Source organism: Priestia sp. VA7 (assembly GCF_055710015.1).
Genome location: NZ_JBVQPN010000001.1, coordinates 93752 through 108296, shown reverse-complemented (window position 1 = coordinate 108296; position 14545 = coordinate 93752). Strand labels below are relative to the sequence as shown.

The 14545-nt window shown below is 38.4% G+C and carries 15 protein-coding genes; 4 read left to right on the top strand and 11 right to left on the bottom strand.

Annotated elements, in window-relative coordinates; genetic code table 11:
• Positions 1–37 precede the first annotated feature (37 nt).
• The 5 genes from tpx to sppA all read right to left on the bottom strand — a co-directional run bounded on the left by tpx (position 38) and on the right by sppA (position 3818).
• On the bottom strand, positions 38–571 hold the full coding sequence (gene tpx / locus AC0C45_RS00630) for a thiol peroxidase (protein WP_042452765.1): 534 nt from the start codon (positions 569–571) through the stop codon (positions 38–40).
• Positions 572–709: 138 nt separating this feature from the next.
• The gene (gene ytfJ / locus AC0C45_RS00625) at positions 710–1177 is read right to left on the bottom strand and encodes a GerW family sporulation protein (protein WP_047931066.1); all 468 of its coding nucleotides are present in this window, start codon (positions 1175–1177) and stop codon (positions 710–712) included.
• Positions 1178–1190: 13 nt separating this feature from the next.
• The gene (locus tag AC0C45_RS00620) at positions 1191–1889 is read right to left on the bottom strand and encodes a DUF2953 domain-containing protein (RefSeq protein WP_016765726.1); all 699 of its coding nucleotides are present in this window, start codon (positions 1887–1889) and stop codon (positions 1191–1193) included.
• A gap of 404 nt (positions 1890–2293) precedes the next feature.
• Positions 2294–2797, bottom strand: a complete 504-nt coding sequence (locus AC0C45_RS00615; RefSeq protein ID WP_016765727.1) for an RDD family protein — start codon at positions 2795–2797, stop codon at positions 2294–2296.
• 10 nt (positions 2798–2807) lie between these two features.
• Complete coding sequence (sppA, locus tag AC0C45_RS00610; protein ID WP_128819496.1) at positions 2808–3818, bottom strand: signal peptide peptidase SppA; 1011 nt, start codon at positions 3816–3818, stop codon at positions 2808–2810.
• A 149-nt stretch (positions 3819–3967) separates the two neighbouring features.
• Between sppA and AC0C45_RS00605 the strand changes: the two genes are divergently transcribed.
• Positions 3968–4768, top strand: a complete 801-nt coding sequence (locus AC0C45_RS00605) for an NAD kinase (protein ID WP_013059475.1) — start codon at positions 3968–3970, stop codon at positions 4766–4768.
• A gap of 23 nt (positions 4769–4791) precedes the next feature.
• Here AC0C45_RS00605 and AC0C45_RS00600 read toward each other — a convergent pair whose 3' ends face one another.
• The 5 genes from AC0C45_RS00600 to ezrA form a co-directional block, all read right to left on the bottom strand.
• Entirely contained in the window at positions 4792–6384 is a 1593-nt protein-coding gene (locus AC0C45_RS00600) for an amidohydrolase (RefSeq protein WP_047931064.1), read from the bottom strand.
• A 123-nt stretch (positions 6385–6507) separates the two neighbouring features.
• Positions 6508–6696 (bottom strand): alpha/beta-type small acid-soluble spore protein, encoded by a 189-nt coding sequence (locus AC0C45_RS00595; protein ID WP_013059477.1) that lies wholly within the window; start codon positions 6694–6696, stop codon positions 6508–6510.
• Between the two features lie 88 nt (positions 6697–6784).
• Complete coding sequence (gene thiI, locus AC0C45_RS00590) at positions 6785–7996, bottom strand: tRNA uracil 4-sulfurtransferase ThiI (protein ID WP_013059478.1); 1212 nt, start codon at positions 7994–7996, stop codon at positions 6785–6787.
• A gap of 6 nt (positions 7997–8002) precedes the next feature.
• Positions 8003–9145 (bottom strand): cysteine desulfurase family protein, encoded by a 1143-nt coding sequence (locus tag AC0C45_RS00585; RefSeq protein WP_016765732.1) that lies wholly within the window; start codon positions 9143–9145, stop codon positions 8003–8005.
• 274 nt (positions 9146–9419) lie between these two features.
• Entirely contained in the window at positions 9420–11111 is a 1692-nt protein-coding gene (ezrA, locus tag AC0C45_RS00580; RefSeq protein ID WP_016765733.1) for a septation ring formation regulator EzrA, read from the bottom strand.
• A 213-nt stretch (positions 11112–11324) separates the two neighbouring features.
• On the opposite strand from ezrA, the gene hisJ reads away from it, so the two are divergent.
• Positions 11325–12119, top strand: a complete 795-nt coding sequence (gene hisJ, locus AC0C45_RS00575; RefSeq protein ID WP_013085218.1) for a histidinol-phosphatase HisJ — start codon at positions 11325–11327, stop codon at positions 12117–12119.
• On the opposite strand, the gene refZ is transcribed toward hisJ, so the two are convergent.
• Positions 12111–12758, bottom strand: a complete 648-nt coding sequence (refZ, locus tag AC0C45_RS00570; protein ID WP_047931063.1) for a forespore capture DNA-binding protein RefZ — start codon at positions 12756–12758, stop codon at positions 12111–12113. The genes hisJ and refZ overlap by 9 nt on opposite strands.
• Positions 12759–12975: 217 nt before the next feature.
• Between refZ and AC0C45_RS00565 the strand changes: the two genes are divergently transcribed.
• Both AC0C45_RS00565 and rpsD read left to right on the top strand, forming a co-directional pair.
• A complete protein-coding gene (locus AC0C45_RS00565) occupies positions 12976–13455 on the top strand; it encodes a GAF domain-containing protein (RefSeq protein WP_013085220.1) in 480 nt (159 codons plus the stop codon).
• Positions 13456–13871: 416 nt separating this feature from the next.
• Positions 13872–14474: a 30S ribosomal protein S4 gene (rpsD, locus tag AC0C45_RS00560; protein WP_013059485.1), complete on the top strand. Its 603-nt coding sequence runs from the start codon at positions 13872–13874 to the stop codon at positions 14472–14474.
• Positions 14475–14545 lie beyond the last annotated feature (71 nt).

Here is a 14545-nt window from a genome sequence, read left to right as displayed (position 1 = left end):
ATTGTTTTCCGCCTTCTGCCGAACGCCACTGACAATCTTACTTAGCTGTTTTAGCTGCTTCGATTGCCGCTTCGTAGTTCGGATGCTCAGTTACTTCTGGTAAGTACTCAACATACGTTACGTTGTCATTGGAGTCTACTACAAAGATTGAACGAGCTAATAAGCGTAATTCTTGAATAGCTACACCATATGCTTCTCCGAAAGATAAGTCGCGGTGGTCAGATAAAGTTTGAACATTATCAATGCCATTAGCACCGCACCAGCGCTTTTGAGCAAAAGGTAAATCTACGCTTACTGTTAATACTTTTACGTTATCTAATTTAGCTGCTTCTTCGTTGAAGCGGCGAGTTTGCGCATCACAAACTCCAGTATCAATAGAAGGAACTACACTGATTAGGCGAACAGAACCCTTTGTGCTGTCAAGCGTTACTTCTGATAAATCATTTGCTAAAACCGTAAAGTTTGGCGCCTTGTCTCCAACCTTCACTTGATTTCCTAATAATGTTACATCGTTACCTTTAAATTTAGTCACGAATAATTCCTCCTTTAAATAAGTATGTACACTGTTCATATTAGCTTGTCTGTCTCTATATTGCAATTAAATGACATACAAAACATGGAGCTGTATCCTAAAAAATAAGCGCAATAAAAAAAGACTTTGCCTGCTTCTTTTACGATTTAAAGAAGCAGGCAAAGCTTTATATTATTTCTACAAATTAAAATCATTTGAACTGTCATGATGCTGATTTTGTTGATTGTGCTGATCCTGCTGATGATTGTTCCGCTTGAACATTTGCTGCACGCGTTCAATTGCTTGAGGTGCTGTATCTAGAATCTTTTCATATAAATGTGTACTTTCGTTAAGGTGAAGCATTTTAATTCCGCTTCCACTCACAATTAAAAAGGCGATGGGCGTAATTGATACACCGCCACCGCTTCCTCCGCCAAACGGATGACTTGATTCTTGCTGATGCTGTCCTGGAGTAGATGGTGCATGTCCTTCTACTCCAAACTCGCTTCCGCCCGCTGCAAAACCAAACCCTACTTTTGAGACAGTTAAAATAACACTGCCATCAGGTGTTTCTACAGGATCACCAATGATTGTATTAACATCAATCATTTCCTTTAAATTTTCCATAGCTGTCGACATTAAACTTTTAATTGGATGTTCTGCCATTAAGATAACCTCCTTATGTTTTCACAGAGTGTGTCTTGTTCTTATTTGACGACTTCCATCTTTTGCGACGCTTTTTGGACGTATGCCGCCAGTATCTCAAGGTCCGTAAACCTACTAGAATAGCTTGACCAACTCGAAAAGAAATTATGCACTCAAATACCGTTTCTGACCAAAGATGTTGAAATACAGGAGTAACGCTCATGACAGGCATATCTTTTAATTTCATATAACGGCTGATTATACCAACTATGCCCCCCTTTGCAGACCACACAGCCCCGGTAAGGACGCCTGTTAACGCAGCGTCACCTAAGCCGAAACGGCTGTGCCATCTAATATCACTTACCGTCACTTTCTGTAAGAAACGACGAAAAATTTTATGAAAACCGACTACCTGTTCAAGGAATTGCTTCGCATTTTCTAACATGCTTAGCCCGTCTTCTACAGAATAATCACTCCATGAATTCTCGTCTTCTTTTCCTTGATCACCCATTCCTTTCTTCTTTTCCACAAGCAAACGAGGAGAATCTTTTTTCACTTTCACTACCGGAATTTCATATGTATAGCGAATAAGACCAAACCAAGCCCTGAGTCTCACTCTGTAATAATCGTTATCTCGGACATGGTGAAGATCTACAAACAGCGTGATTTTTGTCCATATAATAAGTATAATAACAATTAAAAGTGCTAGCAATATCCATAAAAGCCATAGCACATCCTTCACTCCTTCTTAGCTTCACATTATCTCCAAAACACAGAATATTAAACCTTATGGAAACAATAAAAAGAGGTTGAGATATAACGAAATGAATCCAATCTCAGGACGAACAAATGGGATACATGAGCTGAACCGCTTGTGACACAGCAGTTGATTTCCGTGCAAGACTTCGCTTTCCGCGGACGGGCGCTGAGCCTCCTCGTCGCATACACTCCTGTGGGGCCTCACCTGCTCCGCTTTTCCTGCAGGAGTCTTCGCCTTGCCCTCCACTCAGCAGCTAGAAGAATCTAAACTAATAAAACCTGCGTTTACCATAAAAAAAACGAACCACTAATCAAAAGTCTTGATCAATGGTTCGTTTTTCACTTCGTCTAAAATCCTTTTATTCTAGCCTCTTTTGATTATCTGCTGATTGTACCTTCATGTATGACAGTTGTATCTGCGTAGTAATCGTGTGCTCCTTGCTTCTTAGGTAAAAACGCAACTAATAAATAGCCAAGTAAAAAAACTGTTTTAGAAATATAGCGTCCAACTCCTTCACGAAACAGCACAACAGGCCAAGTTAAAGTGGAGTCTTTCAGCGATACTACTTTAAGCCCAAACACCATCTTTCCAAGCGTTTGTCCAAAATACTTTGTCATTAAAACAAAATAACCATAAAAGATAATAACCGTTACAATCGTATAGGGAGAAAAAAATCCATCTCCTCGAGAAATACCTGCTAAATGGAAAATAGGCTTGATCAGCAGAGAGTTCAAGCTAGCTACCACAGCTAGATCTAAAAGATATGCCCAAAAGCGCATCCAAAAGCCTGCATAATGGAAGTCACTACCTATTGGCGTACTTACCGCTGGCTCATGTTTTATATTGTCGTTTGATTCGGTTGAATGAGACTGATTTTCCATGTTCCCACCTCTATTCTGCATATAAATACATCAGACGCGGAGAGCTTGGCTGCGCAAATGTTTTTAACATTGCAGTAACTTGTTCATCTCCACCTATTACTTTTTGCATGCTCATTGAAAGCCAAGAAGGCAGTCCGAATCCTTGATTGTATTGAATTACTTGTGCACCTTTTAACTTATAATCTTTCTCCATTCCTGTTACCGCATCTTCAAAATAGCCTAGTTGATCGACCAGCTTCAGCTCTTTAGCCTGACGTCCATCGTACACTCGTCCATCTGCGAGAGAACGCACTTTTTCTTTAGACAAGTGACGTCCCTCAGAGATAACATTGACAAAACCATCGTACGAGTTGTCTACAAGTGTTTGCATAATTTCTTTTTCTTCTCCGGTCATTTCTCTTGTTGGAGACATAATATCTTTATGAGCTCCGCTTTTAATCACGACGGATTCTACTCCTAGTTTATCAGCCAGCTTGCCGTAGTTAACGCTTTGCATAATTACACCTAGTGAACCTGTTAAAGTGTCCGGGATTGCATAGATTTTGTTAGCCGCTGTTGAAATGTAATAGCCTCCTGAAGCAGCCATTGATCCCATTGAAATATACACTGGCTTTTTCGTTTCTTTCTTCAGCTCTTCAATTTTTTTATGTATTTCAGCACTTTCAACGACGCCGCCACCCGGTGAATTCACCTTAATAATGACTCCTTTAACTGTCTTATCATTTTTTGCAGCCTCTAGCTGCTTTAAAAATGCTTGGTGGTTATAACCATTTTGGGACATAAGCGGAGAGGAACCGCTTCCTGTATCTTGAATCGTTCCATTGACCTCTAGCACTGCAATTTTCTTAGCTGCATTCCCTTTTTCAATAACTGTTTCTGATAGTTCGCTGTCGTCTCCTCCAAAGATGCCTGCCAGACCGTCATCTTTTTCTTCTTTGACTGAAAAACCAATATTAACAATCGCAGAAAAAATGAATAAGCAGGCCGCAATTAAAAGAGCAATCCACCTTTTTTTATTCATGAAAATCCTCCTTTTTAGGTGTCAGAATTAAAAGATTATTCTTTTAATTCTTAAAGCAATAATGCTATAATTATTGTAACAAACTTTTTTTAAAAAGTTTACTTTATCGCTAATATTTTACATATCAGACAAACAAGGGGGAACTATCTATGCCAAATCGTCGCAACGTTTATTTCTTTCATCCAAAAAACCAGGAAACAAAGGCGCTCGTAAGTCCACTTATTGAACTTGCAAAACAATATGACTTTCAAGTAGTAGATCATTTCGACAGCGCTAACATCATTGTAAGTATTGGCGGTGACGGAGCTTTCTTACAGGCTGTCCGTCAATCTGGCTTTCGAGATGACTGCTTATATGCTGGTGTCACAACTTCAGATCAACTAAGCTTTTACTGCGATTTTCATATCGATGAAACGGATAAAATGATTGAAGCTATTACGACAGAAAATATAGAAGTACGTCGATTTCCCGTTTTACAAACTCAAATTGATCAAGGAACTTCTTTTTATTGCTTAAATGAATGTTCGATTCGATCAGGAGTTATAAAAACACTCAGTCTAGATGTTTTTATTAATGAAAATCACTTTGAAACATTCCGTGGGGATGGGATGATTATTTCAACACCAACAGGCAGTACGGCTTATAATAAATCGGTAAGTGGAGCCGTAGTTGATCCGTTAATTCCTTGTATGCAAGTCAGCGAATTGGCATCGTTAAATAATAATAACTATCGTACATTAGGATCTTCATTCATTCTAAGCGCTGAGCATACGCTCACTTTAAAACTATCCAATGACAACAATCACAGTCCAATTATTGGAATAGATAACGAAGCATTAAATGCACGTCAAGTTGATCAAGTTCAAATTCGTTTAAGCGACCGTCAAATTAAAACGGTTAAGCTGAAAGATAACTCTTTCTGGCAAAGAGTTAAGCGTACGTTTCTATAATAAAAAGCGCCCTTGGGCGCTTTTTATTTTTGATATACAATTTCTCCATTAATAGCAGTCATCTGCACCTGTACCCCTGGAATATCATCTGCAGGTATCCCAAACAGATCTCTTTCTAATACGGTAAAATCAGCTACATAGTCTTTTTGAATATATCCTTTTTTATGCTCTTGATGAATGGCCTGCGCGCTTCCTAATGTAAACAGCTGAACAGCTTCAAATACAGTGAGTCGCTCAGAAGGTATGTAAACGACCGAGCTGTTCGGAGAAGTTTTTCTAGAAACTGCTGCATGAATCGTTAACATGGGATTGATAGGTTCAATAGGCGCATCCGATCCGCCTGCACACATAACGCCCTCGTCCAATAACGTTTTCCACGCATAGCAATAGTCCAAATGCTCTTCTCCAATTTTTTCAATAACCCATGGAAAATCACTGGCTAAAAACCGAGGCTGGATATCCAGCACAACCGGGAGCTTTTTTACACGATCAACTAAATCTTTTCGTAGGATTTGCGCATGAATAATACGATCTCTTTGCCCTGTTTGAGGAGGATATTGTTCGATGCTTTCTACTACATATTGAAACGCTAAATCACCAATCGCATGAATTGCAACGGTCATATTCAATTCCCTCGCTTTTCTCACTAGCTGTTTTAATTCATCGAGTGATTGAATAGCTACACCTCTTGTAGAAGGGTCGCTTTTGTATGGAAAGCTTAAAAGAGCAGATTGACTGCCGAGCGAACCATCAGCAAAAATCTTCATTGGCCCTATTTCAATAAAAGCGGATGTATCTTTCTTTTCTTCAACGTATGTATACATATCATCTACAGCTTCATGATGAACAAGTAAATGAGCACGAAACAGCTGCTTTTCTTTATGAATAACGTCTTGAAATGCTTGATATGTACGCAAAAAGCCTCCATAATAATTTAAATCTTCCGTATGTCCACCCGTCAATCCGTACTGAACACAATCTTTAATAGCTACTGAAAGAGCTTGTCGAATGTATGCTTCCGTTACTTGAGGAATATGAGCCGTTACTAATTCTTGCGCTTGATCAGCCAAAAAACCAGTAGGATTTCCCGCTTCATCCCTCTGGATAATACCTCCTTCCGGGTCGCGTGTTTCAGCTGTAATCCCGGCTATTTTAAGAGCAGTCCCGTTTACTACTAATCCGTGACGACAGACTCGCTTCAACATAATAGGATGTTCTGTTGAAAGTTGATCAAGATCTTGATAGTGAATCAAAGAGGAATCTTCCCACTGATTTTCATCCCAACCTTCTCCAATTACCCATTCTCCTTTTGGTGTACTCTCTACTTTTTGCCGAACGCGCATCAGCACGTCTTCCCTAGAAGTAGCTTGAGATAAATCAAGCCTAATGAGCTTTTCACCATGACCAATTAAGTGAAGATGGCTATCTACAAAGCCCGGATACATTGGATATCCCTTGAGGTGTACTTCATTGTCAATCTCAGCACCCCATTTGATTCTTAGATCTTCTTCTGCGCCTATATCTTCAATGAATCCTTTTTCAATATATACGCTTTCTACATGCTCATCTTCTTTTAGCATCGTATATATTTTGCCTCCGTAAAATAAAGTCCCCATCGCCAACATCTCCTTTACTTTATAAAGCTTGATCTTGTCTCTATTATACGTGACAAAACAAACAAGACAAAAGAGTGAGGTTTCCCCCACTCTTTTTAGCCATCATTATTTAGTTAATATGACTTATTTACCACCAAGTTGTTGCTCAGCCATTTGAACTAAGCGTTTAGTGATTTCTCCACCAACAGATCCGTTAGCGCGAGCTGTTGCTTCTGGTCCAAGATTTACACCGAATTCAGAAGCGATTTCGTATTTCATTTGGTCGATAGCAGCTGCTGAACCAGGAGCTACTAATTTGTTTGTGTTTGCCATGTGTTTTCACCTCCTTGTTGAATATAGATTGTGTCAAAACACATGGCATCATACATTATTTTTTTGGTAATTTTATGAAATTTAACTTTTAAAATAAATCTTCTACGCTGTCTGCGGTATTTGTAGCCGAAGAAGCTGTCATCTCAAGCGTTTCTACATTATTTACCGCTTCTTGAATTAATGTTTCAAAATCATAAAATTGTTCGTATCGATTTATTTTTTCACGCTTTGGCTTCGTTTTTGGTGAGCTTGGCGTAAAAATTGTACAGCAGTCTTCATACGGTCGATTCGAAATTTCATGTGTATCAATTTTGCGGGCAATTTCAACAATCTCCGTTTTATCCATTGTTACAAGCGGACGCAAAATTGGCGTATTAGTCACTTCATTAATCGCATACATGCTCTCAACCGTTTGACTAGCTACTTGCCCTAAGCTGTCGCCAGTTACGATAGCTAACGATTCATTTTTTTCACGAATAAGGTCCGTGATTCGAAGCATCATACGGCGTGTAGAGGTCATGGTATAATTCTCTGGAATTTGCTTTTGAATCGCTTGCTGTACAGCTGTAAACGGTACAATGTGAAGCTTTACTTTTTCGTGATAAGCCGTTAATTTTTGCGTTAAATCGATGACCTTTTGCTTAGAACGTTCACTTGTAAAAGGCGGACTGTAAAAATGAACCGCTTCTATTTCTAAACCGCGCTTCATGGCTAAGTATCCTGCAACCGGGCTGTCAATTCCTCCAGAAAGCATCAGCATCGCTTTTCCACTCGTACCAACTGGAAGACCTCCTGCTCCGCGATAATCAAAACATGTAATATACGTTGCTTCACTTCTCACTTCTACTCGTACATTTACGCTTGGTTCTTTTACGTTTACCTTTAGGTGCTCTGTATTTCGTAGAATATGACTTCCTACTGCATAATTTAATTCGTTTGTATCAAGAGGAAATTGTTTATACGCTCTCCGAGTAGATACTTTGAATGTTTTTCCTTCTATATCAAATTCTTTCATTGCTTCTAACGCTGCTTCTTGAATCGCTTCAAGCTCATTTTCAACTTTTAATGCTAAACTAAAGCTTTGAATACCAAAGATTTGCTGAAGACGTTCGATGATAGGCTCGTGATTTTCACCGTTTAAGTGAATATACATGCGGTCTCTTGTGTATTTTACGTGAATATTTTGGAATGCACTAAGAGCCGTTACGATATTTTTTCTTAGCTGGGCAACAAATTTTTTTCTATTTTGTCCTTTGGTTGAGATTTCTCCGTACCGAATTAAAATATGGTTATATATCATAATCATTTACCTCATTACTTTCTTTAGATCTTCAATTACTGTGAAAATAGCATTTACAATGGGCGTTACTTCATTATAATCATTTAAGCCTGACAAGCTTAATCGAATGGATTGATCGGCTTCTTCGTAATTTTTACCGATAGCTAAAAGCGTTTTGCTTGGCTTTTTTCGCTTTGATGAGCAAGCAGATGTAGTGGATACAAACACTCCTTTTTCTTCAAGAGCGTGAACAAAAACCTCACCTTTAATACCTTGTGCTGTAAAATTTATAATATGAGGTGCCGAATGCTCATTCGGCGTATTAACCGTGATTCTTTCGTGAGCAGAAAGTTTGTCCATCAGTTCTGCTTTTATTTCCCGCATTTTTTGCTGATTTTGAGCAGCATGTTCAAGTGTTAAACGAAGTGCTTTAGCAAATGCTACGATTCCCGGCACATTTTCCGTGCCTGATCGATGCTGCATTTCCTGAGAGCCTCCGCTAAGCAGCGGATGAAGCTGAACTCCATTTCGTTTATATAAAATTCCCGTCCCTTTTAAGCCGTGAATTTTGTGTCCTGATAATGTGCATAAATCAATTTTATGATCCGCTAAAGAAAGCGGAACTTTTCCAATCCCCTGCACATGATCGACGTGAAAAAGCACCTTGGAATAGTTCGTCAGCATCTGTCCAATTTCTTCAATTGGCTGAATGGTGCCAATCTCATTATTTACATGCATAACAGATACTAAAATGGTTTCATCCGTAATAGCTGATTCAATAGCCGCAGGTGATACAAAACCACTGGAATCTACCGGAACATACGTAACGTTAAATCCTAGGACTTCTAACTGCTTGAATGGTTCATGAACAGAATCATGTTCAATATTTGTCGTAATGATATGCTGACCTCGGCTTTTATATTGCATCGCTACGCCTTTAATAGCCAAATTATTTCCTTCCGTTCCTCCAGATGTAAAGATAATTTCATTTGACGATACGTGCAGCAATTCTGCTACTTGCTCACGCGAACGGCTCAACAAATTCTCCGCCTGTACGCCAAACTGATGGAGGGAGGATGGATTGCCATAATAAGTTGTAGCTACTTTGGTAAAAGATTGTATGACTTCGTTATAGGGTTTTGTTGTAGCGCTATTATCTAAATAAATCAAGGATGCGCGCCCCCTTCTTCATTTTTTCGGAACAACGTATTATCATAACATACCTTAATACTTTTTTAAATTAGGTTTTGCCTTAGTAATCATAACAAGGATAGACGATCTTTTCAAAGCTATTTGCCACTTTATAAGCAAGGTCTCCCCTTGCTTATCCTAACAGTTGCTGCCGTATTTATAGACTATACCATTAGCATTGAAAGAGATACGAGATAGTATGCAAAGAAAAGCATCATCATAAAAAAGCTCGTGTCCTTTGGACACGAGCTTTTTAACTCTGTGAAGATACAATACGCTGTATACGATCCAGCGCACCAGGATCTACTTGCTCAATAGCTGCAGATGCCTGTTTTAATGCTTCTTTGTATTCATAATGACGAAATGCTTCTTCTGCTTCTTCTAAAGACTGTGCAATTGAGTGATGAGTACTTCTATAGCGGTTACCGTATTGAATCACTCTTTCAACGAGTCGCGCTTCTTCTAACATTGCCTCTGTTTCATCAAATGTATCCTGAACAAAACCAACTGCATCTTCAAGTAAAGATTGAACAGCTTGAATATTAAGCGGTTTTTCTTTCAGCTTAGCGGTTACTTCATTTAAGATATGAACCGTTTTTTCAAGCTGCACTTTATATTCTTCAGGAACACCAGGAAGGTTGCTTTTTTGAATAAGGCGTCGTGCTTCAATCAACTGAGATTTCAGTTCTTCTATTTTGTCCTTAGCTGAGAGCTCATCTTTGCGAAGAGCTTGTAGCATATCGCTATAGGATTCCTGAGATTCTTTTAATTGGTTAAGCTGTTTGGAAACGTCTTCGAGTTCTTCTTGGATCACACTGTAGGCTAAATTGTGCTCCGCCACCTTGTCCGAAATATTATAGTACAAGTTAGTCAATCGTTTTAGTTCGCGGTCCATTTTATAATATACGTCTAAATCGCGCTCTTTAAAATGATAGCTTTGCTGTACAAATAGCGTTTCTTCACGAAGTTCACGGTTTCGTTCTTGAAGCATACGAAGGAAGTTAGATACCGTATGAGATTCACGGTTCATTTTATGATAGGAGAAAACCTCATGCTCAAGTGAGTCATATAACTGCTCTAAGCGTTCGTTCACATCATCTAGTTTTGTAATCGCTTCTTCCACATATAATTCTTCAATATCTGCAATAATTTCAGCAGTTTCTTGTTTTAAAAGCTCTACCGTTTCTTCTACTTGCAGATGATCTAACACATATCCCTGCTCACTCATTTCGTGGAACCCGTCAAGCAGTTCATTGAACTGAACAGGAAGAGTGGTCTGACACTCAACTAACACTTTTGGAATTTGTTCTAAATACGAATCAATAGCTGTTAAATCAGTTTTTAATTGAAGAACAATCTCACGTGCTTGAAGATAGTTTCCGTTAATCGTCTCTTCCTCGTATTTTTTAAACTGCTCTTTAGACGTATTAATTGCGTATTCTAAAGTTTTTTCAGCATTTCCATAGGAATACCGATGTGCGAGCAATTTTTTCTTCACATGGCGGTGAAGCTGATTTAATTCCTCAATATCATATCGATTATCTTGTTCGCTACCAATTAAATTTTGAAGTTCAGTAAGTATGTTTTCAATATCTATCTTGGTTTGTTCTAAGGCTTGATCAATATGTATAGATAACTGCTTCGCTTTTTTAAATCGGTATTTATCCGCTGCTTCTTCCGTTTCAAACAGTTCTTTATCAATTTTCGGGAGATTAGTTGATATAATTTCATCCCACTGCTCACGCCAACGTTCAAATAGCTCTTCAGTTTGACCTGTCATGTTCAATTCTTTTACTTTTGAAATTTCCTCTGCAACTGGCGTATTTGCTAATTCGACTTTGATCGTTTCCAGGCGATCAATTTCTTGATAAATCTTTTTACGTGAAAACATTCCGTACACAACTAATCCGATAATAAGTATGATTAGTGCTATAATGAATTCCATACTAAGCCCCCTTACAGTGCGTTCTACATGACAAGTTTCTTATTTATAAAAAGGGTCAATTTAATCCTTTAAATTTTTTTGCGTCAATGTTTTTATGATACCATGTAAAGTCCAACTTTTGAGCAAAAAATTAAATTTTTTTATACAAAATATTGGCATGGAGTCACTTTGTGTCGTTACAATGGAAAAAGAAGAAAAAAGGAGGCATTTTTTATGAAAGTTGACAAACATATTCATACTCCATTTTGCCCACACGGTTCACCTGATTCATTGCAACAATATGTTGAACAGGCGATTTCCCTGAACTTTTGCGAGATTTCGTTTACAGAGCATGCTCCATTACCAAAAAGCTTCAGTGATCCGACGCCTGATCGCGACAGCGGAATGGATCCTGACAAACTTGATCGCTACATTCAAAACGTACAGCAAGTTAAAAAAGAATTTGAGCCCGATATTCGTATTAATATCGGATTGGAAGTTGACTTTATTGAAGGATTTGAACACGAAACAACAGATTTCTTAAACGAATATGGTCCTTATCTCGATGACAGCATACTTTCTGTCCACTTCTTAAAACATGAAGAAGGATATGATTGCCTAGATTTTAGCGCTGACGTATTTGCACATATTGTACAGAAGTTTGGCAGCGTAAGCAAAGTATATGATAAGTATTACAACACCGTATTACGCTCTGTACAGGCCAATTTAGGCGTTTATAAGCCTAAGCGCATTGGTCATATGACGCTCGTACATAAATTTCAAACTCGCTTTCCATATGAAGACACACTTTCACCTATTATTTTAGCAATACTCGATGAAATAAAAATGAAAGATCTGGCTTTGGATTATAATGGTGCAGGGTTGTTTAAGCCTTTGTGCAAGGAAGCGTATCCAGCTCCCTTTGTCGTAAAAGCAGCCCAACAGAAAAAAATCCCTCTCGTATATGGGTCAGATGCCCACTGTGCGAAGGATTTAGGCCAAGGCTATGGAGAGCTCCATTTAGGATAATTGAACGCGCAGTTTGTTTGTTCGTTCATATGGCAAACATACCGTAGTGTGCACCCATCGCTCAAGCTCAATCGCATATTGCTGAACAAAATACGGTTCGTGAGGCAATATATGAAGAACTTCACTTAGGTACTGAGGATGAAGATAAGGCATAGACAGCATGCCCTTAAGCTCAATGATTGTAAAGGAAACGTGCAGCTTTCGAAATTCCTTTTCTTTCATCCCTCTTTCAAGGATTGTTTTTAAGTAGTACTTTTCCTTGGTTAAATACGTAGTCATAACTTCTCGAATTAAAATCGTGTCAAGAGAGATTTCTCTATATACGAGCCGAGCAATATGCCTATTTTCGTGCTGGTAATGTAAGATAGCTCGAATCATCACGATCATACTTTCTGTTGAAGACAGCTTTTTCATTTCTTGGAATGCTTGCTCCAGTACCGCAATATAACCTTCAAAATAAGAAATCACTAAACTTTCAAGCAATCCTTCTTTGCTATGAAAATAATATGAAATATTCGCTACGTTCACTTTCGCTTTTCCTGCAATCTCGCGCACCGACGTACCATCAAAACCTTTTACGTTAAAAAGAGAAACAGCCGCATCAATAATTTTCTCTTTTGTTTTTGACTGTACAGCCATCTATCTACACCTCATTTCGATTTATTTTTACAAAACACATATGATTGCAAAATTGTGTAGAAATCGTTACAGTATTTAAAAAGGATTTTAGTAGCCTCTCTACATAATTCGTGATAGGCTTTTTAGTTCCTGTAATCTTTTATCGACAAAGTAGCGTTAAAACTGACGTTTCCTGATAAAAACTCATTAAATCTTATGTTGAATGGAGGAGAATACATTGTTTAATGTCGAAAACTACAGCGGCTCAAAACAAAAGGATTATGAATTAGTAATTAAGCAATTACGCGCCTTATTAGAAGGAGAAAGTAATACAATTGCTAATCTAGCAAATGCTTCAGCGTTACTAAATCAATTTTTAAATGAAGTAAACTGGGTAGGCTTTTATTTAATGGAAGACGGCGAGTTAGTACTCGGCCCTTTCCAGGGGCTGCCGGCTTGTGTTCGCATTCCACTTGGAAAAGGCGTATGCGGTACAGCAGCTCAAAATCAAAGAACAGAGCGAATTGAAGATGTTCATGCATTCCCTGGCCACATTGCATGTGATGCCGCTTCTCAATCTGAAATTGTTGTACCAATGGTAAAAGACGGTAAACTTTTAGGTGTTCTTGATATTGACAGTCCAATCAAAAATCGCTTTGATGAAATCGATCAACAGTATCTTGAAGAATTCGTCAAAGAACTCACTTCTTTTCTTTGAATATGAATAAGCAAAAAAACCGCTGCAAATCAGCGGTTTTTGCTTATTAAACAAACGTTTGATTAGCCCATCACCACCGTTTTCTTATGTTCTTTCTTCTCCTTTCATACTTCAAAAGAATATATCCTTTCTTTTACATTCTTTTAATCTTCAATCTTCCTTGACTTTATACGAGGAAACACCTATAATACTCGTTGTGTGAAATATTGCAGCTTATACAATCTTCTTTATGTTTTTTCATTTTGTTCCTCATTAAAAGGTTGTTTTACAGAAGTAGCAATTCTTTTAACAAGATGGTGTATCGTGTAACTCTCTGCTGCTAGAGCGATGGTACATGAAAACAAAATGAGCATATCGCTAGAATGTGTCTGTTTTTGTTTTGCATAAAATAAAAACACAAACAAGGAGGAGTCATCATGGCTCGTTATACAGGTCCAAGTTGGAAAATCTCTCGTCGCTTAGGTCTTTCTCTAAGTGGTACAGGTAAAGAATTAGAAAAACGCCCTTACGCTCCAGGTCCACACGGCCCAGGTCAACGTAAGAAAATTTCTGAGTACGGTTTACAATTACAAGAAAAGCAAAAATTACGCCACATGTATGGTGTAACTGAGCGTCAATTCCGTAACTTATTCGTTGCTGCTGGTAAATTAACTGGTAAGCACGGTGAGAACTTCATGATTCTTTTAGAAGCTCGTCTTGATAACTTAGTATACCGTATGGGTCTTGCACGCACTCGTCGTCAAGCTCGTCAATTAGTTAACCACGGTCACGTTTTAGTTGACGGTAAACGCGTTGACATCCCATCTTACCGTGTACAACCTGGTCAAGTGATCGGTGTTCGCGAAAAATCTCGCAACCTTTCAATCGTGAAAGAAGCGCTTGAAGTTAACAACTTCGTACCAGACTACTTAACAGTAGACGCTGAGAAATTAGAAGGTACATTCACTCGTTTACCAGAGCGTTCTGAATTATCTGCTGAAATCAACGAAGCACTAATCGTAGAGTTCTACTCTCGTTAATAGTAAAAAGCCGTTCCTTATGGAGCGGCTTTTTTGCTATCTATATAAAAAAAAGGCCTTTCGGCCTTTTT

Coding starts and splice junctions, on each gene's coding strand:
- tpx (WP_042452765.1), bottom strand. CDS start 571: ATGAACAGTGTACATACTTATTTAAAGGAGGAATTATTCGTGACTAAA.
- ytfJ (WP_047931066.1), bottom strand. CDS start 1,177: ATGGCAGAACATCCAATTAAAAGTTTAATGTCGACAGCTATGGAAAAT.
- AC0C45_RS00615 (WP_016765727.1), bottom strand. CDS start 2,797: ATGGAAAATCAGTCTCATTCAACCGAATCAAACGACAATATAAAACAT.
- sppA (WP_128819496.1), bottom strand. CDS start 3,818: ATGAATAAAAAAAGGTGGATTGCTCTTTTAATTGCGGCCTGCTTATTC.
- AC0C45_RS00605 (WP_013059475.1), top strand. CDS start 3,968: ATGCCAAATCGTCGCAACGTTTATTTCTTTCATCCAAAAAACCAGGAA.
- AC0C45_RS00600 (WP_047931064.1), bottom strand. CDS start 6,384: ATGGGGACTTTATTTTACGGAGGCAAAATATATACGATGCTAAAAGAA.
- AC0C45_RS00595 (WP_013059477.1), bottom strand. CDS start 6,696: ATGGCAAACACAAACAAATTAGTAGCTCCTGGTTCAGCAGCTGCTATC.
- thiI (WP_013059478.1), bottom strand. CDS start 7,996: ATGATATATAACCATATTTTAATTCGGTACGGAGAAATCTCAACCAAA.
- ezrA (WP_016765733.1), bottom strand. CDS start 11,111: ATGGAATTCATTATAGCACTAATCATACTTATTATCGGATTAGTTGTG.
- hisJ (WP_013085218.1), top strand. CDS start 11,325: ATGAAAGTTGACAAACATATTCATACTCCATTTTGCCCACACGGTTCA.
- refZ (WP_047931063.1), bottom strand. CDS start 12,758: ATGGCTGTACAGTCAAAAACAAAAGAGAAAATTATTGATGCGGCTGTT.
- rpsD (WP_013059485.1), top strand. CDS start 13,872: ATGGCTCGTTATACAGGTCCAAGTTGGAAAATCTCTCGTCGCTTAGGT.